A 22,910-nucleotide genomic window follows, 5' to 3' on the forward strand; every position below is an offset into this window, starting at 1 on the left:
GGGGTGGCGGGGGGGTAGGGAGTGCGCGGCGCGGGGGGTGCGAGGGGGGCGCTCGCGTATCGTGGGACGGCTCTGCCCCGGTTGGGCCGGGGAGGAGGGCGCGGCATTCCCGCCGTCGGCGTTTCCCTGAGCCTGGATGCTTTCGCGGAAGGACCTGGCGGCGATGCGCCTGCGCCGGACTATCTGCCGCCGGGCTTTGGCTTTCAGGGGCTTCTCGAACCCTGGCGCCGATCCGAGGCTGACGAAGTGCCGGCCGCGCCTCTTGCGCGGCGTGGCATTTGTGGCCAAAAAGGGCGCGCTTTACGCCGGATTAGGGCTTGGCCGCGACTTCGCTTTTGAATAATCCCAGGTCAGGTGTGGGGGAGATCGTTCCCAGTTGCTTGCCGCGATGCGCTAGCTGCGTAAAGCATGGCAAGAATGGCCAGAAATCCTGTTTCGACTGCGCTATTCCCCCCAGTCGATGAGAGCGTATCCGTCGAGGTCTTGGCGGGTGTGGAGGATGCGCCAGACGGTGAGCGTCTCGGCGCTGTGGGTGTAGAAGATGCGATACTGGCCGACCAGGTGCCAGCGGTAGGCCTCGCCTTCGAGGGAGTCGTCGAGGAAGGACCGGCCGAGCGTGGGCATCTCGCAGAGGCGGTCGACCGCATCGAGTATGGCCGCGTAGGTGTCGCGCGCCGCCTGCGGGGAGCGCAACACCTCGCCGAGGTACACGACAAGGGACTCGAGGTCGAGCGCCGCGCGTGGACGAAAGGCGGGGGTGCGCATCAAACGCCCCACTGCGCGAAGACACGGGACATCGTGTCGTCGAGCTGGTTGCGGCTTACCGTGTCGGGATGATACCGCGCCTCTATCTCGGCCTCGCGCAGGCTCTGCACGTAGCGGTCGCGTTGCCGCTGGTTCTCATAGGCCTCGCAGTCGATGACCACGAGTGACGCTTTGCCGTTCTTTGTCATGAATATGGGCTCCTGACTCTCGCGAGCCATCGCGCACACATCGTTGAGGTCGGTTCGAAGATCGCTGATGGGCCGAATCTGAGGCAGCGGAAGAGTCATAGTTCCTCCTCTATAGACAAATAAGTTATAAATTTATTATATCAACCATTTCGAAATCTTTTTACATAGCGGGGACAAAAAGTCGAGAACGCTGAGCGGCGGATCAGGAGGAAGAGCGTGGCTGGAGCGTGAAGCTTGAGCGCCGTCTGGCGGTTGCGTCCCTTACTCCGCAGGGCTCCAAACGCGGACGAGGCAGTGGTGCTGGGGGTCGCCCTCGAGGGGGGTGTAGTCGATGTTGGAGAAGGTGACCACGCGGCTGCCGCTGCCGGTGGAGGCCAGGTAGTCGCCGTAATCGTCGGTGCCGTTCTTCACGTCCAGCGTGAAGTAGCGTCGCGACTCCGGATCGATGCCGCACACGGCCTTCGTCGACTTCACCATGAACCACTTGCCGCACCAGGCGGGCGGAGCGGTGGGGGTGCGCGGAAAGCGGAACCAGGGCGCCGCGCCGTAGGCGGAGGCCCCCGCAGCGTCGAGCGTGCGCACTGGCGAGGAGTCGCCGTCGGCTTCGCTCTCGGCGGCCGGCGCCTCCACGGAGACGGCGCTGGCGGGCACGTAGGTGCCGAGGTTCTTGATGCCGTCGCCGTAGTTGTAGATGGCATCGAAGGCGAAGCTGAAGCCCGTGGGGCCGTAGGCGGCCTCAAGCGGGCGCATGGACGAGGGGAGCACCACGGCGTCGGTGACCTGGGCCGTCGCGGCATCGAGGCGCGTCAGCTGGTAGTAGGTGCCGCTGGTGGCGGCGCGCGGCGTGATGACCACGCCGCCTTCCACGGCGCAGGGCGGGGTGGTCATGCGCCCGTTGGACGAGTAGACCTTCTCTGCCTGAGTGCTGCCGAAGGGCGCGCGCTTCAGAAGCGACGCCTCGGTCTTCTTGGGCCCCTCTAGGCGGGGGAGCACCTGCCACCAGGCGTAGTCGCCGGATGCGGCCAGGGTGGGCATCTCCCAGTCGGTGGTGCCCTCTTCAAGCAGCGCGGGCTGGCCGATGGAGGCGCCGTCGCTCGATGCGGAGTAGACGCGCCACAGCCCGTCGAGGATATCGGCCTCGGCCCATACCACGCCGCGGGAGCAGGCGCGCACGTCGTACACCTCAAAGCCCTCGTCTTGGCCGACGGCCTGCTTGAGCACGGTGTTCACCGTGCCGGACGAGAGCGAGAGCAGTCCTACGGTGCAGAGCGGGCGGGCCTGGTCGGTGGGCATGAGGCAGGCGGCTACGTCATCGTCGTTGGCCCAGACCAGGCTGCCGTAGGGCAGCTCCTTGGTGGTGATCAGGCGCATGACGGTATCAGGATCTTCGATCTGCTCGCAGTCTTCGGAGGTGAACACGGCGCTCTCGGGCACCTTGAGGGTGGCGAGCCCGCCGCTGCCAGACGATGCGGCCCGGGAGGCCGCATAGCCTCCTGCGCCAACGGCCGCCAGGGCCGCCAGGCCGGCGGCGCCGTAGAGGAAGTGGCGGCGGGTGAGCAGCACCTCGCGCCCGCCGGGCAGCGCGACGCGGGGGCCCTCGGCCGCCCCGTCGGCGGGTACGCGACGTTGGGGCCCCGAGGGCGCGGCGCGATGGGCCGCGCGCGAGCGCCCTGACCGGGCGGCGCTGGGGCCTTTGGCGACGCTTCTCTGTCTATGGCCGCCCCGGGGGGCGGCAGACGTGGCTCGGGGGCCGGCGCCGGCGGAGCGGCGAGAAGGCGAAGCCGACGAGCGCACGTGCTTGATCCTCTTCTGTGGCATGGGGCTATTGTGTCATTTCACGCACAGCTCAAAGGGCCCTTCCGGGCAATTGCTACAATAAACGCAAACACGACCCTATCGGGCAACTTTCGCCGCTCCGCGGTGTTCGCGGGCGGCTTGCTGTGAGCGAACGCCAACCTGAGGAGCAACCATCATGAGCAACGAAACCCGCCGCATTCTCCTCGTCGAGGACGAGAAGGCCATCCGCGATGCGGTGACCGCCTACCTGGAGCGCGAGAACTACTGGGTGACCGCCGTGGGCGACGGCCAGGAGGCGCTGGAGGAATTCCAGAAGCACCACTTCGACCTGGTGATTCTCGACCTCATGCTGCCCCGCGTGCCGGGCGAGCGCGTCTGCCGCGTCATCCGCGACACGTCGGATGTGCCCATCATCATGCTCACCGCCAAGGGCGAGGTGGAGGACCGCATCATCGGCCTGGAGCTGGGCGCCGACGACTACCTGGTGAAGCCCTTCAGCCCCCGCGAGCTGGTGGCCCGCGCCCGCGCCCTGCTGCGCCGCGTGCACGCCGACTCCGAGCCCCAGCGCGAGGTGCTGGAGTTCGGCGAGCTGACCATCGACGTGTCCGGCCACAAGGTGCTCGTCTCCGGCGAGGAGATCGACCTGACGGCCAGCGAGTTCAAGCTGCTCACCACGCTGTCCCGCTATCCCGGCCGCGTGTACTCCCGCATGGAGCTGGTGGAGAAGGTGCTCGGCTACGACTTCGAGGGCTACGAGCGCACCATCGACTCCCACGTGAAGAACCTGCGCGCCAAGATCGGCGACAACCCGCGCAGCCCGAAGTGGCTGCACACCGTCCACGGCGTCGGCTACCGCTTCGAGGATCCCACCAAGAGCGCCTCGTAGGGCGGCCCCGTGGAAGACAAGAAGCGCCTCGCCTGGTCGAGCTTCTCCTACACTACGCGCGTCACCCTGGCCTTCGCCCTCATAGCGGCCATGACGGCCCTGGTGGCCATCGGCGTGGTGTCGTTCGTGTGGGAGCAGCACTTCCAGACCTACACCACCGACAACATGCGCAACACGGCCAACATCACGGCCCAACGCATCGCGACCATCTACGAGCGCACGGGGGATCTGTGGAACCCCGACACCACCAAGCCCGCTGCCCAGGTGGTTGAGATGACCACCGGCGTGGGCGTGAAGGTGATCGACGCCGCCGGCGGCACCCCGTTCGACTCGTCCATCGTCATCGACGAGGACGTCGACGGCTTCCAGCGCTCCTTCGAGCCTAACGACGCCTCCCAGGTGGCCATGGCCAACATCGTCGTAGATGGCGTGGCGGTGGGGTCGGTGCGCATCTGGGTGTATGGCTCCGACACGCTCATGCGCCAGCCCGACCAGGAGTTCCGCGACAACTCCTACCAGGCCATGGGCATCGCCGCCCTGGTGGCCATCGTGCTGGCGTCGTGCATCGGCTTCCTGTTCGCGCGTAACCTGGTGGCCCCCATCAACCGCATGACCTCCACGGCGCGCGCCATCAAGGAGGGCGACCTGTCCGCCCGCACCGAGCTGCACGGCGAAGACGAGATCGCCCGCCTGGGCGAGACGTTCGACGCCATGGCCGAGTCGGTGGAGAAGGATCGTATGCTCGAGCGGCGGCTCACCACCGACGTGGCCCATGAGCTGCGCACGCCCCTCATGGCCATCCAGGCCACGGTGGAGGCGATGGTCGACGGCGTCTACGAGGCCGACGAGGAGCGCCTGGTGACGGTGAATTCCGAGGTTCAGCGCCTGTCGCGCCTGGTGGACGCGCTGCTGCGCCTGTCGCGCCTGGAGAACCGCGCCAACCCCATGAAGGAGGAGATCGTCAACGTCGGCGAGCTCATCGAGGGCATCATCGCCACACATGAGATATTCGTCTCCGACTCCGGCCTGACGCTGCGCTACGAGGCTCAGCCCGACGTGTACGTCATGGGCGACCCGGACATGATTCGCCAGGCCACGGCCAACCTCATCTCCAATGCTGTGCGCTACACCCCCGAGGGCGGAACCATCGACGTGAGCGTGAGGCGCGGCGACATCATGGCGTCCATCGCGGTGAAGGACACGGGCATCGGCCTCTCGCGCGAGGAGGCGAAGATGGTGTTCTCGCGCTTCTGGCGCGCCGATGCCGGCCGCACCCGCGAGAGCGGCGGCCTGGGCGTGGGCCTGGCCGTGGTGAAGGAGATCGTCGACCGCCACGGCGGCTGGGTGCAGGTGGAGGGCGAGAAGGGCAAGGGGGCCTGCTTCACCATCCACATCCCGCTCTATGATGAGGAGCGCGCCCGCGCTCGCGAGAAGACCCAGGCCAAGGAGGCCGCCAAGCAGGCCCGCGCCGCCAAGCAGGGAAAGGCCAAGGCCCACAACAGCGGCAAGATCGGGTAGGGCCGACTTCCCTGCCTCGCGCCTTTCTGCTTCTTGAGGGCGGATGGGACGGCGGGGCGGGCTTTCCCCGTGTGCTCCTTGAGATTGTGCGATAATGGTTAGTCGCGCGTTCGAACGTGGGTTTTTCTATGAAGGGGAGGGTTCGCCATGACGGGAATCGACATCAAGCCCGATGCCCAGGGCAAGGTTCGCGATCTGTACGATTTGGGCGACAGGCTGCTGCTGGTTGCCACGGATCGCATCTCGGCGTTCGACTACATCTTGGAGGACGAGATTCCCTACAAGGGGCAGGTGCTCACGCAGCTCTCGTGCTTCTGGTTCGAGCTTCTCGGCGACGTGGTGGACAACCACCTCATCTCCGCCGATGTGGCCGACCTGCCCGAGGAGTTCCAGCCCTACGCCGACTACCTGCGCGGCCGCTTCATGCTGGTGAAGAAGGCGGACATGTTCCCCGTTGAGTGCATCGTTCGCGGCTACCTGGCCGGCAGCGGGCTGAAGGAATACCAGCGTGAGGGGACGGTCTGCGGCATCGAGCTGCCGGAGGGCCTGGTCAACTCGGCGAAGCTGCCCGAGCCCATCTTCACGCCGTCGACCAAGGCCGAGATCGGCGACCACGACGAGAACATCAGCTTCGAGCGCTGCGCCGAGCTCATCGGCGAGGCCGACGCGGCCGCTCTGCGCGACCTGGCCGTGCGCGTCTACCAGACCGCGGCCGACCACGCGGCCGAGCGCGGCGTCATCATCGCCGACACCAAGTTCGAGTTCGGTGTGGTTGACGGCGCGATCATTCTGGCTGACGAGGTGCTCACGCCCGACTCCTCGCGCTTCTGGCCCGGCGACACCTACGAGGAGGGCGCCGACCAGCCCAGCTTCGACAAGCAGTTCGTCCGCGACTGGCTCACCGCCAACTGGGACAAGACCGGCAACCCGCCGCGCCTGCCCCAGGAGATCATCGACGCTACGTCCGAGAAGTACATCCAGGCCTGCGAGATCATCACGGGCCGCACCTTCGAGCGATAGACCCCAAGGAGAATCATGTCCCAGCGAAACCCGATGAACGAGCGCTATCAGTCCGAGGATCACCAGGGCAAGACGCGCAAGAGCGCCGCGTCGGCCAAGCCCAAGAGCAAGGCGGCAGCCTCGGTGGTGGTGCAGACGTCCTCCAAGACGCCGCAGCAGAAGAAGGCCGATGCCAAGGCCGCGCGCCGCAAGGCCCAGGATGAGCAGCGTGCGCTCGACCGCAAGTACTACAACCCCGATACGAAGGAGTACAAGCGCCTCCGCCGTCTGTGGTGGGGCCTGCTGGGGGGTGCCGTGGTGTGCACGGCCGGCTCGTTCTTCCTGCGCGAGTCGCTGGGCGACGCGGTGTCCATGGGCATTATCGTGGCTGCGTACGCCCTGATCATTGCCGCGTTCTATGTCGACTTCTCGAAGATTCGCAAGGAGCGCCGTGCGTATCAGGATCGCATGGTCGCCTTGGAGGCGAAGCAGAAGAAGGAGGAGCGAGCTGCCGCCCGCGCCGCAGCCCAGGCGTCGTCGAAGAAGGGGTCGGGCAAGAACGCGAGCCGCAACCCCAAGACGCAGAAGGCGGCTGCCGAGGCCAACGCCGCCGAGCAGGCGGCCGAGGAGCAGCCGAAGGACGAGAAGCCCGCGCGCCGCGGTCTGTTCGGCAGCGGGTTCCGCCTCTCGAATCGCGAGAAGGCGAAGGAGGAGAAGGCCGCTGCGAAGGCTGCGAAGGCTGCGAAGGCTGCCGAGACCGCCGAGACGCCCAAGGCTGACGCCAAGTAGTGGCTCACCGCCGCTTTTTCGGCGTGGGATGGCACTGATCCCGAGTTTGGTACGGTAAAAAGGGTCCCGACTTCCATTTTGGAGGTCGGGACCCTTCCTTTTCCTGGGCAAATGCAATGCCGTGCGCCCAATCTCGGCTGTCTCACCGTACCAAACTCGGGATCAGTGCCATTTTGGCGGCAAAACGTGGCAGTGGCGGACGCGCGTGGCTCCGCCACCTGGCGATAGCGGACCGCAGGAGCGCTACTCGTCTTTCTCGACGATGACGAACTCGCTCTCCTCCTCCGCCCCGTTGGCGACGAGCATCTGCTCGAACATGGAGGCCGTTTGCGAGAAGTCGCTTGGCAGCACCACGGTGGTCTGGCGGCCGTTGCGGGCGAACTCGCTCATCATGTCCGTCCACTGGGTGAAGATGAACAGCTGGTTGGCCTCGGTGGCCGACACGCCCGAGCTCTTGATGACCGCGAGCGACTCGGAGATGCCGTCGGCGATGGCCTTGCGCTGGGCGGCGATGCCGCGGCCGGCCTGCTCCATGGCCTCAGCGCGGGCGCGGGCCTCGGTGACCACCTTGATGCGTTCGGCCTCGGCGAGCGACTGGGCCGCTTCCTTCTCACGCTGGGCGGAGTTGATGCGGTTCATGGACTGCTCCACGTCGGCGGGCAGGTCGATGCTCGTGATGAGCGTGGACACCACATCGTAGCCGTAGTCCACCATCAGGTCGGACACGGTGCGGTTCACGTCGGAGGCGATGGCGTCCTTTTTGTCGAACACCTCGTCGAGCGTGTACTGCGGCACCGAGGAGCGCAGCGCGTCGATCAGGTACGAGCGCATCTGGGACACGGGGTTGGCCAGCATGTAGTAGCTGCGGTAGATGCCGGACTGCTGCGGCGTGGCGCCGGGCGCCGTGCTCACGCGGTACTGCGCGGCGATGGCCATGGTTACCGTCACGTTGTCGCGCGTCTTGGCGTCGATGGCGAACTCCTCCTGGCGGGTGCGCAGGTCGACGCGCGCGGCGATGACCTCGATGAGCGGGATCTTGATGCGCAGGCCCGCGCCGGTGACGCGGTTGAACTTGCCCAGGCGCTCGATGATGACCGCCTTCTGCTGGGGCACGATGAACAGGCTCATCCAGCCGAGCAGCACGAGCAGGACGATGATTGCGATCAGGGTGATCATGGGAGCCTCCGATTCTTAGGGGACGCTCCTGATTGTACACGATCGATGGCGTTGCCCACGGCCTCCCCGATCATCTCTCCTACCACCTCGCCGACGGCTTGGGCGGTGATGGCGGCGCCCTGAACGGCCTGCCCGGCATTGGCGGCTGCCTGGGCGGCTGACACCTCCACGAAGCTGCGCACGGCGTCGAAGACGAGCGCGCGGTCGGCGCCGTCCACTCGCAGCGCGGCGTTGGTCAGCAGGCCGAGCGCGTGCGGGCCGCCGGCTAGGAAGTCCAGAGCGTCCTCGGCGCCCGAGACGTCGATGGCGCGGAAGAGGGCCTCCACCACCTGCTCGCGTTCGGCGTCGTCGTAGCGGTCGAGCCATACCCGCAAGGTGGCGGCCGTGTCCTTTGTGGCGTCGGGCAGGTCGTCCAGGTAGCGGAAGTCGTGCGCCTCCGGGTCAACCTCCCAGGTGAACACCGAGTGCTGGGCGATTCCCTTGGCGCTGCTGGGTGCTACCCGCAGCGGCGCCAGGGAGTCCAGCAAGATGCCCACGAGCGCGCCCTCGGGGATCACCTTGTGCATCCGCCCGACCACGGGCGCGTAGTCCTCGGCTGCGAACAGGCCGTCCTTGAAGCCGGGGCCATCGAGGATGAACACCTTCTCCAGGCGGTCCTGGACGGCGGGGCTGGCTTTGAGCGCGGCATACTCCGCCAGGTTCCCGCCCTTGGAGTGGCCGCCGATGAACAGGCGGCGCGGCAGGTGCGGGGCCACTGTCTCCAGGTAGCGCGCCGCGTGCTCCTGGGCTGGCACCGGGGCGGAGAACGTCATGTTGAAGTCCTCCTTCCAACCGGTGCGCGAGGTGTCGGTGCCGCGAAAGCCGATGAAGGCGAAGTCGTTTTTGTAGACGAGGGTGACGGCCGCGAACTGCGTCTCGCGCTCGGTGTCGAGCAGGCTCAGGTAGTCGCGCGCCGTCATGTCGCGGAAGCGCGGACTGGCGGCCAGCGAGAAGAGGCACTGCTTGATGCGGTCGGGGTCAAGCCCGGTGAACATGGTGGGGAAGTCCTCGGCGCGCAGCAGCTCGCGAAAACGAGCCGGCTTACGCCGCGGGCCCAGCGCGTTGCGCACGACGGTGCGCACGTCGGCGAACCCAGCGCGCTCGCGCAGCGCGGGGATGACCCCCTTGCTGCGGATCATGGCGAACTGCGTGAGTACGGCGGCGTCGAGCACGTTGAAGGGCTCGCGCTCGAAGGGGGCGAACTCGGTATCCAGGTAGTCGAGGAGGTAGGGCATGGCGTCCTCGCATTCGCGAAAGTCTGACTGATTCTCTCAGCTTCCAGTGTAGGCCCGTGAGCCCGCTCTCGTACCGGCGTCCCGCGGTGGTTGGCAGGGCGTAACGTGATCTGCGCGAAGGGGCGGCGAACCCGAGGCCGCGCGACGCAAGGGCTCTCCCCGGCGGCGGGGCGGAGACCAGCTGCGGCCAGGCGGGACGACCGAGGAATCTTGCGCCGCATGACGAAGGGGGCCCGCCGCAGTACGCGGCGGGCCCCCTTTGCGGTCGCGACATGACCTCGCGTGCGTTACTCCGCGAAGATTTCCTTTTCCACTACCAGCTCGTTTTTGATGTGACCGACGAGCTTCTGGAGGGCGTCGATGCAGTTGGGGCGGATGTCGGCGCCGATGAGCACGTACATGAGCGAGTCGCCCACCTCGCAGCGGCCCTCGTTGAGCCAGGTGCGCACGTAGTAGACGCCCGGCCAGGTGAGCGCCTCGGCCTCGGCTGCAGCCAGGCCCTCGGCGTCGTAGGAGAACTCGACGGCCACCACCTCGCCCAGGCCCTCGACGCCTTCACGCACCTGCTTCTTGGGCGTGACGCGCACGACGCCGTTGTGGGTGAGGAACATGCCGCACTGGGCCGCCGCCGGATCGGCCTTGGCCTCGGCAAGCCACTGGTCGACGGAGGGTTCGGTCTTCGCCATGGTGCCACCTTTCGCTTAAAGCTTACTTGTTCGGTAGACTTTATCTGCCGGGGAGAATATACCACATCCGAGGATAAGGGCGCGTGCCGCTTGGTTCGCTCTCGCGTGATTTAACGGGGTGGACATGGGAAACCGCCAGGTCGGCTGGTAAGATAGCGGGAATTCACGAGAACCGACGGCGTGGCGCGTCGGCGGCCGGCCTGGCGCTGAGGCGCGCAGGCGGTCGTGACGGGCGCGCGCGATGAAGAAAGGACGCGGCATGTCACTTCCTGCATCCGACCTGACCAAGCAGCCCGATCTGCGCACCACCATGGAGCTGGGCGCGGTGCTGCCCGCCACCGCCGAGGTGCGCGACGACCACCTGTTCATCGGCGGCGTGGACATGGTGGAGCTGGCCCGCGAGCAGGGCACGGCCCTCTACGTCTTCGACGAGGCCGACCTGGTGGCGCGCATGGAGGCGTACCGCGAGGCCTTCCGCGCCCGCTACGAGAACTCCGACATCATCTACGCTTCCAAGGCGTTCCTCAACAAGGAGGTGCTGCGCCTGGCCCAGCGCGAGGGGCTGTGCCTGGATGTGTCGGGCGGCGGCGAGCTGGCCTGCGCCCAGAGCGTCGGGTTCCCGATGGAGCGCGTGTTCGTCCACGGCAACAACAAGACCCCGCAGGAGCTGGAGGAGGCCATCTCCGCCGGCGTGGGGCGCATCATCCTCGACAGCCGCATCGAGTTGGCGCGCGTGTCCGAGATAGCGGGGCGCCTGGGCAAGACGCAGGACATATATATGCGCATCACCCCGGGCGTGGAGGCCGACACCCACGAGTACATCCGCACCGGCTGCGAGGACTCGAAGTTCGGCTTCACCATGCTGGAGGACTTCGCCTATAAGTGCGTGGCCGACGTGCTGGCGGCGCCCAACGTGCGCCTGGCGGGCCTGCATTGCCACATCGGGTCGCAGATCTTCGCGCTGCATTCCTTCCGCGAGGCGGCCCAGGTGATGGTGGAGTTCATGGCGCGCATCCGCGAGGGCTACGGCTACCTCATCGAGGAGCTCGACCTGGGCGGCGGCCTGGGCATCGCCTACACGGCCGAGGACAAGCCGTCCTCCATCGACGACTTCGCCGAGGTCACCTGCGCGGCGGTGCGCGAGTTCTGCGCCGATCACGACCTGCCCCTGCCGCGCCTGCTGGTGGAGCCGGGCCGCAGCCTGGTGGCCAATGCCGGCGTCACGCTGTACACGGTGGGCATCTTGAAGACGCTGCCCGGCATCCGCAAGTACGTGGCCGTGGACGGCGGCATGTCCGACAACATCCGCACGGCGCTCTACCATGCGGACTACGAGCCGGTCATCGCCAACAAGGCGGGCCAGCCGCGCACCGAGATCGTCACCCTGTGCGGCAAGCACTGCGAGAGCGGGGACGCGGTGGTCATCGACATGCCGCTGCAGCACCCGGACCTGGGGGATGTGGTGTGCGTGTTCGGCACGGGCGCCTACAACATGACCATGGCCAGCAACTACAACGGGCAGCCCCGCCCGGCTGTGGTCTTCGTGCGCGACGGGCAGGCCCGCGTGGTCACCCGGCGCGAGACGTATAATGACCTGTACGCGAGAGACCTCTAGGGAAGAGCCGGGCCCGCAGGCCTTGGCAGCGATAGGAGAGAATCCATGGCAGTGAGGATTGGACTAGTCGGGACGGGTACCGTGGGCGGTGGCTGCATCGACATCCTGCAGAACCACAAGGACGACTTCAAGCGCCACTACGGCATTGACGTGGAGCTGGCGCGCGTGTGCTCGCTCAGCTCGGCAGAGGCCGAGGCGCATGGCGTGGGGCACCTGTTCACCGACGACTTCAACGAGGTCATCAATGACCCCGACATCGACCTGGTGGTGGAGCTGATCGGCGGCACCACCTTCGCGCGCACCGTGGTGCTGGGGGCCCTGGCCGCTGGCAAGAACGTGGTCACCGCCAACAAGGCGCTCATGGCCACCCACGGCCAGGAGGTCATGGACGCCGCGGCTGCCGCCGGCAAGGAGATCGCCTTCGAGGCGAGCGTGGGCGGCGGCATCCCCATCATCGACCCGCTCAAGCACTCGCTCATCGCCAATGAGATCACGTCGGTCATGGGCATCGTGAACGGCACGACCAACTACATGCTCACCCGCATGGCCGACGACGCCATGGACTACGACGAGGCCCTGCGCGAGGCCCAGGCCGCCGGCTTCGCCGAGGCTGATCCCTCCGCCGACGTGGACGGCTTCGACGCGGCGGCCAAGATCGCCATTCTGGCCTCCATCGCCTTCAACTCGCGTGTGGTGATGGACGACGTGTACACGAGCGGCATCACCTCCATCAGCCCCGTGGACCTGGAGGCCGCCCGTGACATGGGCTACGTGGTGAAGCTGCTGGCCATCGCGCACCGTCGCCCCGAGGGCATCGACGTGCGCGTGCACCCCACCATGATCCCCGACACCCACCAGCTGGCCACGGTGAACGGCGTAATGAACGCCATCTACGTGGTGGGCGACGCCGTGGGCGAGACCATGTTCTTCGGCGCCGGCGCCGGCTCGGGCCCCGCGGCGAGCGCCGTCATGGGCGACGTGCTGGAGGTGGCGCGCCACATCCAGCAGGGCGTGGGCCCCATCGTCGGCTGCACCTGCACCGACGCGCTGCCCATCCTCCCCATGGAGGAGCTGGAGATGAAGTACTACATCCGCTTCAGCGTGTCCGACCGCCCCGGCGTGCTGGCGGCCATGACCGGCGTGTTCGCCCAGCACAACGTGAGCGTGCACTCCGTGGTGCAGCGTGGCAAGGGCAAGAGCGGCGTGGTGGACGTGGTGTACGTCACCCACACCGCCCAGGAGAAGGCCATCCGCGCCGTCATCGACGAGATAGCGGCGTTGGAAGACGTGCTGCACGCCGAGCCGTCGCTCATTCGCGTGGAAGAGTAGGCGGCTTCGTCGTCGCTGACGCAACGACGGGCCGGCTGATGCTGCGAGGCCCCCTGGCTTTCCGGCTGCTCCCTGCGAACGATCGTCGCGTATCGAAGGTGCGCGTTCTCGCGTTCTCGGGGCGTCTGGAAAGCCAGGGGGCCTCTTGCTGACATTGACGGGAAAGGGAGATTGCCGATGCAGGGGAAAAGTCCGCGAGTGGGCGTCGTCTACGACTGCGACGGGACGCTGATCGACTCGATGGGGGTGTGGCGCGCGCTCGAGGACGAGCTGGCGGCGCAGGGCGGCTTCACGCTGACCAAGGCCGACACCGACCACATCACCACCCTCACCATCCCCGAGTGCGGCGACTTCTTCCACGAGAAGTTCGGGCTGGGCGCGTCGGGCGCCGCGGTGAAGGGGATGATCGACGAGTTCATGATGGACTTCTACGCGAACCGCGCCCAGGAGCGTCCCGGCGCGCTCGCCTTCGTGCGCGCCCTGGCCGAGCGCGATGTGCCCCAGAGCGTGGCGTCGTCCACACCGGCGCCGCTGCTGCGCGCAGGGCTCGTCCATGCGGGGTTCGCTCCCTACCTGGCGGACATCGTGTCGGTGGATGACGTGGGAGCCTCCAAGCGCGAGCCGGCGGTGTACGACCGCGCCCGCGAGCCGCTGGGCACCACGCGCGCCCAGACGTGGGGCTTCGAGGACGCGCTGTACGCCGTGCGCACCCTATCCGCGGCCGGCTACGGCACCGTGGGCGTCTACGATAACGACCTGGCCGGCTCCTATGACGACCTGGCGGCTGAGGCCGACCTGGTCATCCGTGGGTTTAGTCAACTGAATCCTGACGACTTCTTGGTCCGCGCGCAGGCTCGCCTATAATCAGAGGGACTGTACCTTCCCGTTGTCGAGGAGTTGTTCCCCCATGACCGAGCGTCACCACGCCCCCGGAGCAGAGGAGCGTCTGAGCGAGGAGGCCGAGAAGGCCGCGCGCATCGTGCGCGAGGACGCGGCCGCGGCCGAAGCCGTCGCGGAGCGCGAGGTGAGAGAGGCGGAGTGCCGAGCCAAGGAGGGCTTGGTCGAGGGCATCTCGTCTGCCCGCCATGAGCTGGAGATGGATCGGGCGGCTGCCGGGCAGAGCGCCCGCCGCAAGGAGGCCGACCTCCGTCGCGCGGCCGAGCTGCTCACGCACCCGGAGGCGCTGCGCGAGGGCGCGGCCGCCGCCGTGGCCCGCGAGACGGCCAAGGTGGAGCGCCTCGCCGATGACCTGGCCCATCCGTCGCGCGAGCTGGAGGCTGCCAAGCAGGCGGTCGAGCATCGGCGCGAGGCCATCGAGGAGGTCGGCCAGCGCATCGTCAGCGAGACCGAGGGGCCGAGCGACAAGAAGAAGCTGCCGCTGGCCATGAAGGTGCTCGGCGTGCTGTGCCTGGTGGCTGGCGTGTACAACCTGGCCGGCGTCGTCTGGGGCGTGCTGGAGGCGTGGCGCCTGTTCCAGCCCGAGAGCATCGAGGCCTTGGGCATCTCAACGCTCGTGGTGCAGATTGCCATGACGACGGACTACGCGCTGCTGCTGGCGTCGTTCGCCTTCTTCGGCCTGCGCCTGCTGCGCAACCGCCGGCGCCTGGCCGCGCTCACGCTCGACCTCATCCTCATCCTGCTGGTGGTGGGCGTGCTGTGCTCGGTCATGCTCCAGGGCATCGGGTACTACCTCATCGGCTATGGCGTGCTGCTCGTGTTTGCCGTTGCCATGCAGTCCTATCTCGACCCGTCGCTCGCCGAGGAGCGCGAGCTGCGGCGAAAGCTGCGCGACATGGACCTGCGAGACGAGGCCGAGGCGGGCACGCTGGGCCTGGACGAGACGGGCCGGGGCTTCATCACGCTCAACTTCTTCAACCTGTTCTGGATATTCGTGGTGTGCTCGGTGCTGGGCCTGGGGATCGAGACGGTCTACCACTTCCTGGTGGTGGATCCTGGCCAGTACCAGGATCGCGCGGGGCTGCTGTTCGGGCCGTTCTCGCCCATCTACGGCATCGGCGCGGTGCTGATGACGGTGTTCCTCAACCGGTTCCATAAGAAGAACGTCGTGCTCATCTTCTTCGTGAGCGCGGTGATCGGCGGGGCGTTCGAGTACTTCACCAGCGTGTTCATGCAGTATGCCTTCGGCGCGGTGGCCTGGGATTACACGGGCATGTGGCTCTCCATCGGCGGGCGGACGTGCGGGCTGTTCATGATCATGTGGGGCGTGCTCGGCGTGGTGTGGATCAAGCTGCTGCTGCCGGTGATGCTGCGCATCGTGAACCTCATCCCGTGGAACTGGCGCTATGCGGTGACCACGGTGTGCGCCGCGCTCATGCTGGCCGACGCCATCATGACGCTGCAGTCGCTCGACTGCTGGTATGAGCGCCTCTCGGGCAACCAGGTGGACACACCCATCCAGAGCTTCTACGACAGGCATTTCGACAATGCCTACATGGAGCATCGCTTCCAGTCCATGAGCATCCATCCGGACGACGCGGTCCGCGGCGGGAAGTAGCCGAAGACGACGAGGGGCCCCTTCGAGAAGGGGCCCCTCGTGCGTCCGCCCCCTCTTAATTCCAAGGATCGCGCTCGAAGAGGGGGTTGTCGGCGGGACGGTCGGAGTAGGGGTCGTAGCCGTCGTCGTCCTCGTTGGCCGGGCGGCGGAAGGGGTCGGGCGGTGTGGGCGCCTCCGCCGTGCCCGACCCGCCCGCGCGCTCGGCCGCCGCGCGGGCGGCCTGCTTCCGGGCGAGCTGGCTTGGCAGCGGCGTGGTGACGACGGTCGCGTTCGGATCTTTCCGCGGATCGATGGCCATCGCTATGCGCCTGCTTCCGCGTCGGTGCGGCTTGCGCCCGCGTTTGCGATTCGCGCGCCGCCCGCTGCCTCGCGGGAGGTGCGGGCGGCCAGGGCTTCCGCCGATGTTTCACGTGAAACATTCGTGCGGGCTTCGGCGCTTGCGTCCCTGTCCCGCGCGCCCTCCGCGTTCGCGTTCGCGCCCTCCGCGTTCGCGTTCGCGCCTTCCGCGCCTTTCTCGCCCGTGCCGCTCTCATCGGCGCCGCCCGCTGCCTCGCAGGAGGTGCGGGCGGCCGGGGCTTCCGACGATGTTTCACGTGAAACATTCGTGCGGGCTTCGGCTCTGGGGCCTTCCGCCTCCTCGTCGGTGCCAATGGCGTCGATGTCGTAGGGGGTGGTCTGGTAGACGTAGTAGTTGAGCCAGTTGGTGTAGAGCAGCTGGGCGTGCGAGCGCCAGCGCGCGACGGGCTCTCGGGCGGGGTCGTCGTTGGGGAAGTAATGGGCCGGCACCGCCATGGCCAGGCCCTTCGCGATGTCGCGGTCGTATTCGGCGCGCAGGGTCTCGCGGTCGTACTCCGGGTGGCCGAACACGAAGAAGTGACGGCTGTCGGTGGACTTGGCGATGTAGACGCCGGCCTCGTCGGAGATGGCCACCAGCTCCAGGTCGGGATGGGCCTCGATGTCGGCGGCGCGCACCTCGGTATAGCGCGAGTGGGGCGCCCAGAAGTCGTCGTCGAAGCCGCGCACGAGCGGCGAGGTGTGCTTCGTCAGGCGGTGCGCGAACACGCCGAACATCTTCTCGTCCAGCCCGTGCTTGGGCACGCCATAGTGGAAGTAGATGCCGGCCTGCGCACCCCAGCAGATGTGGAGCGTGGAGTGCACGTTCGTGGCGGACCAGGCCATGATGTCGCACAGCTCGTCCCAGTAATCGACGTCCTCGAAGTCGAGCTGCTCTACCGGGGCGCCGGTGATGATCATGCCGTCGAAGTGGCGGTCACGCACCTGGTCGAAGGTGGTGTAGAAGGCCTCAAGGTGCTCGGCGGCGGTGTTCTTGGAGTCGTGGCTGGCGGTTTGGAGCAGTTCGACTTCCACCTGCAGCGGCGTGTTGGACAGCTTGCGCAGGATCTGCGTCTCGGTGGTGATCTTGGTGGGCATCAGGTTGAGCAGCAGCAGCTTGAGCGGGCGAATGTCCTGGTGCATGGCCCTAAACTCCGTCATGACGAAGATGTTCTCGCTTTCGAGCGCCTGGGTGGCGGGTAGCGAGTCGGGGATGCGTATGGGCATGGCGGGCTCCTTTGGTTGGGGCAGGGTCGCGCCTGGCCGGCTTGCTGGCGGCGGCGCGGGCGCGCGGCTGTGCGGGCACAGGGGCGCGCGTTTGGCGCATCCTACTATATAAGAAGGCTACGCGGGCGGAGGCGCAGAGCGGTTATCTGCTTATTCGTTTATCGGGTAGCTGGCTATATCGAATGCGAGGGAGACGCCAGCTGTGCCCTCATCGTACAATAGGCGGCGTTCTTCTCCGGCACGACGAAAGGCTATCCCATGAGCGAGACCATCGGCACTACGTGCGTCCAGGGCGGCTGGCGCCCCGGCGACGGCGACCCGCGACAGGTTCCCATCTACCAGAACACCACGTGGAAGTACGGCACGAGCGAGGCCATGGGCCGCCTGTTCGACCTGGAGGAGTCCGGCTACTTCTACACGCGCCTGGCCAATCCCACCAATGATGCGGTGGCGGCCAAGATCGCCGAGCTGGAGGGCGGCACCGCCGCCATGCTCACGTCGTCGGGCCAGGCCGCCAACTTCATGGCCGTCTTCAACATCGCGGGGGCGGGCGATCACATCGTGTCGTCGGCGTCCATCTACGGCGGCACGTTCAACCTGCTGTCCCACACGCTGCGGCGCATGGGCATCGAGTGCACCTTCGTCGAGCCCGACTGCTCGGACGCCGAGCTCGAGGCGGCGTTTCGCCCCAACACGAAGCTCGTGTTCGGCGAGACCATCGCCAACCCGGCGCTCACCGTGCTCGACATCGAGCGATTCGCGGCTGCGGCCCACGCCCACGGAGTACCGCTGGTGGTGGACAACACGTTCCCCACGCCGGTGCTCTGCCGGCCGCTGGAGTGGGGAGCCGACATCGTGACGCACTCCACCACCAAGTACATGGACGGCCATGGGGCCACCGTGGGCGGTGTCATCGTGGACGGCGGCACGTTCGACTGGCAGGCGCATGCCGACAGGTTCCCCGGTCTGTGCGAGCCTGACGAGAGCTACCACGGCGTGGTGTATACCGAGCGGTTCGGCCAAGGCGGGGCGTTCATCACCAAGGCGACGGCCCAGCTCATGCGCGACCTCGGCTGCTGCCAGAGCCCGCAGAGCGCATTCCTCATCAACCTGGGGCTTGAGAGCCTGCACCTGCGAATGGCGCGTCATGCGGCCAACGGCCTGGCGGTGGCCGAGTATCTGGCAGCGCATCCGAAGGTGGCCTGGGTGCGCCATCCGTCGCTGCCGGGCGACGTTGAGCATGAGCGCGCGGCCAAGTACCTGCCGGAGGGTAGCTGCGGCGTGGTGAGCTTCGGCGTGGCCGGCGGGCGCGAGGCGGCTGAGGCGTTCATGGCGAACCTGCGGCTGGCGCAGATCGCCACGCACGTGGCCGATGCGCGCACCTGCGTGCTGCATCCCGCGGCCAGCACCCACCGCCAGATGACCGAGGCGGAGCTGGCGGCTGCCGGCATAGGGCCGGATCTGGTGCGCTTGTCCTGCGGCATCGAGGACGCCGCGGACCTCATCGCCGATCTGGACCAGGCGCTGGCGGCCATCTAAGGGCGTCGAGGAGCTGGGAGACCCCGATCGCCTGCGCGCGGCCCGGTGTTTCACGTGAAACACTGGGCCGCTTTGGTTCTGCCCGTTGCAGGCGGAGGGGGCGTTTCTGGCCATTTGCTTCGAAATTCCGAGGCGTGACCCTGTTCCCTCCATGCGCTTGCCACCGTTTTGCCTGGTCAGCATTTTTCATCGATGTGATCCAAGGCGGAAAATCGGGGTTTTTGCCAGCTCTGTCTCGGAATTTCGAAGCAAATGGCCAGAAACGCTCAAATCGCGTGCAAGGTGCGGCCGTCTTCGCGTGCTGGCGACGACGGAATTGGGAGGAGCGATGAGTGCAGCCTGCCGCGCTCTCGTGGGGCGTGTGACCAGGTCGCGTCGGAAGGCGGCCGACAGCCTCCGACTGTGGGGCAAGCTTGTCAGCGACGGGCGGCGACTCGGCGCCGCCCGTCCAGCTCGATGGATAGCCGAGGGCCAGGCGACGAGCGGCCCCCTCGCCTTCGAGGTGCGGAGGAAGGGCGACGGATCCTAGAGGCAGATCATGATGAGGCCGAGTGCGAGACCGGCCATGATGGCGAATGCGGGGGCCTTCGACCGGTAGATGAGGTAGGCCTCGGGCAGGATCTCGCCGAACACCACGTAGAGCATGGCGCCCGATGCGAAGCCAAGCGACAGGCACAGCCCGAGCGGCCCGATGTCGCCCAGCCAGAAGCCGAGCCACGCGCCCAGCAGCGTGGGCGCGCCGCAGGCGGCCGTGAGCAGCGTGGCGCGCACGCGGCCCATGCCGCCGCTGATGAGCGGCACGGCGACGGCCATGCCCTCGGGGATGTTGTGCAGGCCGATGAGCACGGCCATCACCATGCCGGTGCCGAGCATGAGGTTGTCCGAGATGGCGAAGCTGGCACCGATGGTCATGCCCTCGGGGATGTTGTGCAGCGCGATGGCGCAGGCCATGACGACGCCGGCCACCACCAGCGATACGCGTGAGTCGTTGTTGCGCTTGTGCTCGTTGAAGTGGTCGGCGTGAATGAGCTCGTCGATGTCGTCATGGGTGGCGGGGTGGTCGGCGTCGGCCACGTGGGGCACCTCGTGGCGCGTGCGCCGGTCGATGACGTAGTTGAGTCCGTAAACGACCGCCACGCCGACGGCCACGGCCGCCACGGCGATGAACACCCCGTGCTCGTGGACCTCCTGAGCCGCCTCCACCGCCTCGGCAAGCAGGTCGAAGCATACCATGGCGGTCATCACGCCGCCCGCGAAGGCGAGGAGCAGGCTGACCGTGCGGTTCGACTCGCTCTTGAACAGGGCGCCGACCAGGCCGCCCAGCCCCGTTCCGCCGGCACCGGCCAGCAGGGTGACGAGGGTTATGAACAGAAACGGATCCATCGATTCCATGGCGCGATACAGCCTTCCGGAGAGGGTGGGGACGAAAGTTACCCAAATATAATAATGATGAAACCCCTCGACGATGTCAGGAAAGGCGATTCTTTAGCGAGCGTAAACTAAGGCTAACTTCAGTCGGGCCCCTCCGCGTTGCCTGAGGAAGCGACATCGGGTACACCTCGGATGACGCGCCCGTCGGCGCCGATGCTTCCGGTCGGGCCGTGCCGTCGTGGCGGTTCCGCGGGCCGTTCTCTGGGTGCGGCGCGGTTGTCGATCCAGCCGCTTTGCCCGCTTTAGCTGGGAATTTTCGTCAGCTTTGCCTGGTTTTCGTTGACTTTGGTCGAAGCGCGTATATACAATGCAAAAGTTCGCTTTCAAAAGCCCCGTAACGGCAGTGCGAGTTCGGAAGCGCGCAAGGAGGGAGTCCAGGCCCACACCGCGTGCGTTGGCGTAGGAAACCAACACCCGAGGTCAGCTGCACTTTTGAAAACAAACACCCCTGCGAGGCGGGCTCCGCCGCTCGCGGGAGCGGGCGCGGTCTCATGGCTACGCGCGACCCCGTGGGCCGGAGGCTTCAGCCGCCGGACAGGACCTGCAAGCTAATTGGAGGAACGTAAGTGAAGACGTATCATGCAAAGCCCGGCGAGGTCGAGCGCGAGTGGGTGCTGATCGACGCCACTGACCAGGTGCTCGGTCGCGTGGCCACCAAGGCCGCTCAGATTCTCAAGGGCAAGCACAAGCCGCAGTACACCCCCCATGTGGACACCGGTGACTTCGTGATCATCATCAACGCGGACAAGATTCGCGTGACGGGCACGAAGGCCGCGTCCAAGAGCTACTACCGCCACAGTGGTTTCCCCGGCGGGCTGAAGTCCGAGACCTTCACCGAGGCCATGGCCAAGCATCCGGAGCGCGTGATCGAGCATGCCGTCAAGGGCATGCTGCCGAAGAACACGCTCGGTCGCGCCATGGGCAAGAAGCTCAAGGTCTACACCGGTGCGGAGCACCCGCACATGGCTCAGCAGCCCCGCAAGATTGAGATGGAGGGTTAATCATGGCAGGTGAAGCTCTGTACTACGGCACCGGCCGTCGCAAGAACGCCGTCGCCCGCGTGCGCCTGGTTCCCGGTACCGGCAAGGTGACCGTCAACGGCCGCGATGGCGAGGAGTACTTCGGCCGCGAGGCTCTGCTCAACTACGCGAAGACCCCGTTCAAGGTGACTGACACCCAGGGTCACTTCGACGTGATTGCCAACATCACCGGTGGCGGCGTGTCCGGCCAGGCCGGCGCCCTGCGCCATGGCATCTCCCGCGCCCTGCTGGCTGCTGGCGACTACCGCGCCGAGCTGAAGAAGGCTGGCTTCCTGACCCGCGACGCCCGTATGGTGGAGCGCAAGAAGTACGGCCTGAAGAAGGCTCGCAAGCGCCCGCAGTTCTCCAAGCGCTAGTTTCGCGTACGCGATACCAGAGAAGGCCTGCTCGAAAGAGCAGGCCTTTTTTGTTGCAGGTGTTAAGCGGTTAACAGCAAGAGGGGATGTGGGGCTTACTGAGTTAAAAATCGGGTGATTTTTAACTCAGTTGCGGGAATTTCAGGCGATGGTGTTAAACGTTTAACTCAATTCCGGGTCAGCCGGGGAAAGCGGGGCCTCGGCGACGAGCGCTTCAAGGCGCTCCCGATCGAGGGCGTAGTGGGTCTTGCGCCCCACCTTGAACGCCTCGACAAGCCCCAGTTCCTTCAGGGGCTCAAGGCGCTTGTACAGCGTTTGGCGGGAGATTCCGACTGCGCGGGCCATGTTGATGCCGCTGATACCCTCGAAGGAGAACAGCGTGGCGGTGGCCAGTACCTCGGCGACGTCACGGCTCTCCGGCGGCACGAGGCGGTCGGTCGCGGTCACGCACTGCTCGAAGGCGCGTCGCCTCTCGACGAGGGAATCGCGGAGGTTGCGCATAGCCTGCACGATGATCTCGCAGAAGGAGATGACGAAGGGAGTCAGGTCGCCGCGGTTGAGCGCATGCTCGCAGGTGGTGAAGGCCTTGTAGTACTTGTTGATGTCGTTCTTGACGGCGAAGGAGAGGGCAAGCCCCACGAGGGGCTCGTACTCCTGGGCGATGAGGTAGCTGCTGATGAAGCGGTTGGTGCGCCCGTTGCCGTCATAGAAGGGGTGGATGTAGCCGAAGAGGAAGTGGAACAGCGCCACGCGGACGAGCAGCTCGACGCCATCGTCGTTGAGCAGGCGCAGGGCGTTGTCGAGCTCCTCGATGATGCGGCTCTCGGGCTCCAGGCCGTCATGGATGGGGATGCCGGCCTGGTCGACAACGTGGACGACCCCCCGGCGGAAGTAGCGCCCGTCGGGGACGTTGCCGGGGTCTGCTGCCCTCACCTCAGCGAGAACGAGGTCGTCATAGATGGCGCGGATGTCGGGACAGGTCTCGGTGGCGACGGGGGAGCGGCTTTCGAGTAGCGCGTACTTCTGCACGATGCCGAGGAAGCGGCCGTTGCGGTCGTTCTCGCGCAGGCGCTCGAGCACCTCGCCGATCTCTCGCCGCGTGGAGCGGACGCCCTCTATCTCGTTGGTGAGCACGATTTCGTCGATGAGACAGCTGTCGCGGTAGCTCTCAAGGGCGCGGCCGGGCAGGGACAGTTCGAGCTTGAGGATTTCCTTGTCGAGCCGGGCCGCCTCCAACATGGCCTCGTAGATCTCGGGGGCCATGAAGACGAAGGCGGGTGCGCCGGATACCATTGTGTCGAGGTGCAGGGTGCGCGGGTCGTTGAAGCGGCTCTCGTAGGCGCCATCGGCATCGGCTGCGGGGTCGTGGAAGAGCTTGCGGAGGTCTCGGTAAGTCATAGGCGAACCTTCTCATTGAGTTAAATTCTGTCGCTATTTTAACTCAGTA

At 66.6% G+C, this 22,910-nt stretch carries 20 protein-coding genes and 1 pseudogene; 11 read left to right on the forward strand and 10 right to left on the reverse strand.

Annotated features, from left to right (window positions below):
* Positions 1-444 precede the first annotated feature (444 nt).
* The 3 genes from D1643_RS01930 to D1643_RS01940 form a co-directional block, all read right to left on the reverse strand.
* On the reverse strand, positions 445-765 hold the full coding sequence (locus tag D1643_RS01930; RefSeq protein ID WP_160708071.1) for a type II toxin-antitoxin system RelE/ParE family toxin: 321 nt from the start codon (positions 763-765) through the stop codon (positions 445-447).
* Positions 765-1,052 (reverse strand): type II toxin-antitoxin system Phd/YefM family antitoxin, encoded by a 288-nt coding sequence (locus tag D1643_RS01935; protein ID WP_160708073.1) that lies wholly within the window; start codon positions 1,050-1,052, stop codon positions 765-767. Before D1643_RS01935 ends, D1643_RS01930 begins: the two co-directional genes overlap by 1 nt.
* 162 nt (positions 1,053-1,214) lie before the next feature.
* The gene (locus D1643_RS01940; protein ID WP_160708075.1) at positions 1,215-2,516 is read right to left on the reverse strand and encodes a Tat pathway signal protein; all 1,302 of its coding nucleotides are present in this window, start codon (positions 2,514-2,516) and stop codon (positions 1,215-1,217) included.
* Positions 2,517-2,925: 409 nt separating this feature from the next.
* On the opposite strand from D1643_RS01940, the gene D1643_RS01945 reads away from it, so the two are divergent.
* From D1643_RS01945 to D1643_RS01960, 4 genes are all read left to right on the forward strand, one after another.
* Positions 2,926-3,636, forward strand: coding sequence for a response regulator transcription factor (locus D1643_RS01945; protein WP_160708077.1), 711 nt, complete (start codon positions 2,926-2,928; stop codon positions 3,634-3,636).
* 9 nt (positions 3,637-3,645) lie between these two features.
* Entirely contained in the window at positions 3,646-5,154 is a 1,509-nt protein-coding gene (locus tag D1643_RS01950) for a sensor histidine kinase (protein WP_370520258.1), read from the forward strand.
* 147 nt (positions 5,155-5,301) lie between these two features.
* A complete protein-coding gene (locus tag D1643_RS01955; RefSeq protein ID WP_160708079.1) occupies positions 5,302-6,174 on the forward strand; it encodes a phosphoribosylaminoimidazolesuccinocarboxamide synthase in 873 nt (290 codons plus the stop codon).
* 15 nt (positions 6,175-6,189) lie between these two features.
* Positions 6,190-6,942 carry a hypothetical protein gene (locus D1643_RS01960; protein WP_201750914.1) on the forward strand — a complete coding sequence of 251 codons (753 nt, stop codon included), beginning with the start codon at positions 6,190-6,192 and terminating at the stop codon, positions 6,940-6,942.
* A 243-nt stretch (positions 6,943-7,185) separates the two neighbouring features.
* On the opposite strand, the gene D1643_RS01965 is transcribed toward D1643_RS01960, so the two are convergent.
* The 3 genes from D1643_RS01965 to D1643_RS01975 form a co-directional block, all read right to left on the reverse strand.
* The gene (locus D1643_RS01965; RefSeq protein WP_160708081.1) at positions 7,186-8,118 is read right to left on the reverse strand and encodes an SPFH domain-containing protein; all 933 of its coding nucleotides are present in this window, start codon (positions 8,116-8,118) and stop codon (positions 7,186-7,188) included.
* The gene (locus tag D1643_RS01970) at positions 8,115-9,392 is read right to left on the reverse strand and encodes an Mbeg1-like protein (RefSeq protein WP_160708083.1); all 1,278 of its coding nucleotides are present in this window, start codon (positions 9,390-9,392) and stop codon (positions 8,115-8,117) included. The genes D1643_RS01965 and D1643_RS01970 overlap by 4 nt, the downstream gene beginning before the upstream one ends.
* A gap of 287 nt (positions 9,393-9,679) precedes the next feature.
* A complete protein-coding gene (locus D1643_RS01975; protein WP_160708085.1) occupies positions 9,680-10,078 on the reverse strand; it encodes a molybdenum cofactor biosynthesis protein MoaE in 399 nt (132 codons plus the stop codon).
* A gap of 259 nt (positions 10,079-10,337) precedes the next feature.
* Here D1643_RS01975 and lysA point away from each other — a divergent pair, with 259 nt between their 5' ends.
* The 4 genes from lysA to D1643_RS01995 all read left to right on the forward strand — a co-directional run bounded on the left by lysA (position 10,338) and on the right by D1643_RS01995 (position 15,537).
* Positions 10,338-11,693 (forward strand): diaminopimelate decarboxylase, encoded by a 1,356-nt coding sequence (gene lysA, locus D1643_RS01980; RefSeq protein WP_160708087.1) that lies wholly within the window; start codon positions 10,338-10,340, stop codon positions 11,691-11,693.
* Between the two features lie 45 nt (positions 11,694-11,738).
* Entirely contained in the window at positions 11,739-13,022 is a 1,284-nt protein-coding gene (locus tag D1643_RS01985) for a homoserine dehydrogenase (protein WP_160708089.1), read from the forward strand.
* A gap of 177 nt (positions 13,023-13,199) precedes the next feature.
* On the forward strand, positions 13,200-13,886 hold the full coding sequence (locus D1643_RS01990; RefSeq protein ID WP_160708091.1) for an HAD family phosphatase: 687 nt from the start codon (positions 13,200-13,202) through the stop codon (positions 13,884-13,886).
* Positions 13,887-13,929: 43 nt separating this feature from the next.
* A complete protein-coding gene (locus D1643_RS01995) occupies positions 13,930-15,537 on the forward strand; it encodes a hypothetical protein (protein WP_370520259.1) in 1,608 nt (535 codons plus the stop codon).
* A gap of 55 nt (positions 15,538-15,592) precedes the next feature.
* On the opposite strand, the gene D1643_RS02000 is transcribed toward D1643_RS01995, so the two are convergent.
* Together D1643_RS02000 and metA are read right to left on the reverse strand one after the other, a co-directional pair.
* Positions 15,593-15,835 (reverse strand): hypothetical protein, encoded by a 243-nt coding sequence (locus tag D1643_RS02000; protein WP_160708093.1) that lies wholly within the window; start codon positions 15,833-15,835, stop codon positions 15,593-15,595.
* Between the two features lie 359 nt (positions 15,836-16,194).
* Positions 16,195-17,097, reverse strand: a pseudogene (gene metA / locus D1643_RS02005) (homoserine O-succinyltransferase); the annotation flags it as partial.
* Between the two features lie 258 nt (positions 17,098-17,355).
* Between metA and D1643_RS02010 the strand changes: the two are divergent.
* Positions 17,356-18,636: an O-acetylhomoserine aminocarboxypropyltransferase/cysteine synthase family protein gene (locus D1643_RS02010; protein WP_160708097.1), complete on the forward strand. Its 1,281-nt coding sequence runs from the start codon at positions 17,356-17,358 to the stop codon at positions 18,634-18,636.
* 525 nt (positions 18,637-19,161) lie between these two features.
* On the opposite strand, the gene D1643_RS02015 is transcribed toward D1643_RS02010, so the two are convergent.
* Positions 19,162-20,028 (reverse strand): ZIP family metal transporter, encoded by an 867-nt coding sequence (locus D1643_RS02015; protein ID WP_236643304.1) that lies wholly within the window; start codon positions 20,026-20,028, stop codon positions 19,162-19,164.
* A 605-nt stretch (positions 20,029-20,633) separates the two neighbouring features.
* Between D1643_RS02015 and rplM the strand changes: the two genes are divergently transcribed.
* Positions 20,634-21,068, forward strand: coding sequence for a 50S ribosomal protein L13 (gene rplM, locus D1643_RS02020; RefSeq protein WP_160708099.1), 435 nt, complete (start codon positions 20,634-20,636; stop codon positions 21,066-21,068).
* A 2-nt stretch (positions 21,069-21,070) separates the two neighbouring features.
* Positions 21,071-21,463 carry a 30S ribosomal protein S9 gene (gene rpsI, locus D1643_RS02025; protein ID WP_160708101.1) on the forward strand — a complete coding sequence of 131 codons (393 nt, stop codon included), beginning with the start codon at positions 21,071-21,073 and terminating at the stop codon, positions 21,461-21,463.
* Between the two features lie 162 nt (positions 21,464-21,625).
* Here rpsI and D1643_RS02030 read toward each other — a convergent pair whose 3' ends face one another.
* Positions 21,626-22,861: a Fic family protein gene (locus D1643_RS02030; protein ID WP_160708103.1), complete on the reverse strand. Its 1,236-nt coding sequence runs from the start codon at positions 22,859-22,861 to the stop codon at positions 21,626-21,628.
* Positions 22,862-22,910 lie beyond the last annotated feature (49 nt).

It is taken from the genome of Enterorhabdus sp. P55, assembly GCF_009911695.1.
Lineage (GTDB): Bacteria > Actinomycetota > Coriobacteriia > Coriobacteriales > Eggerthellaceae > Enterorhabdus.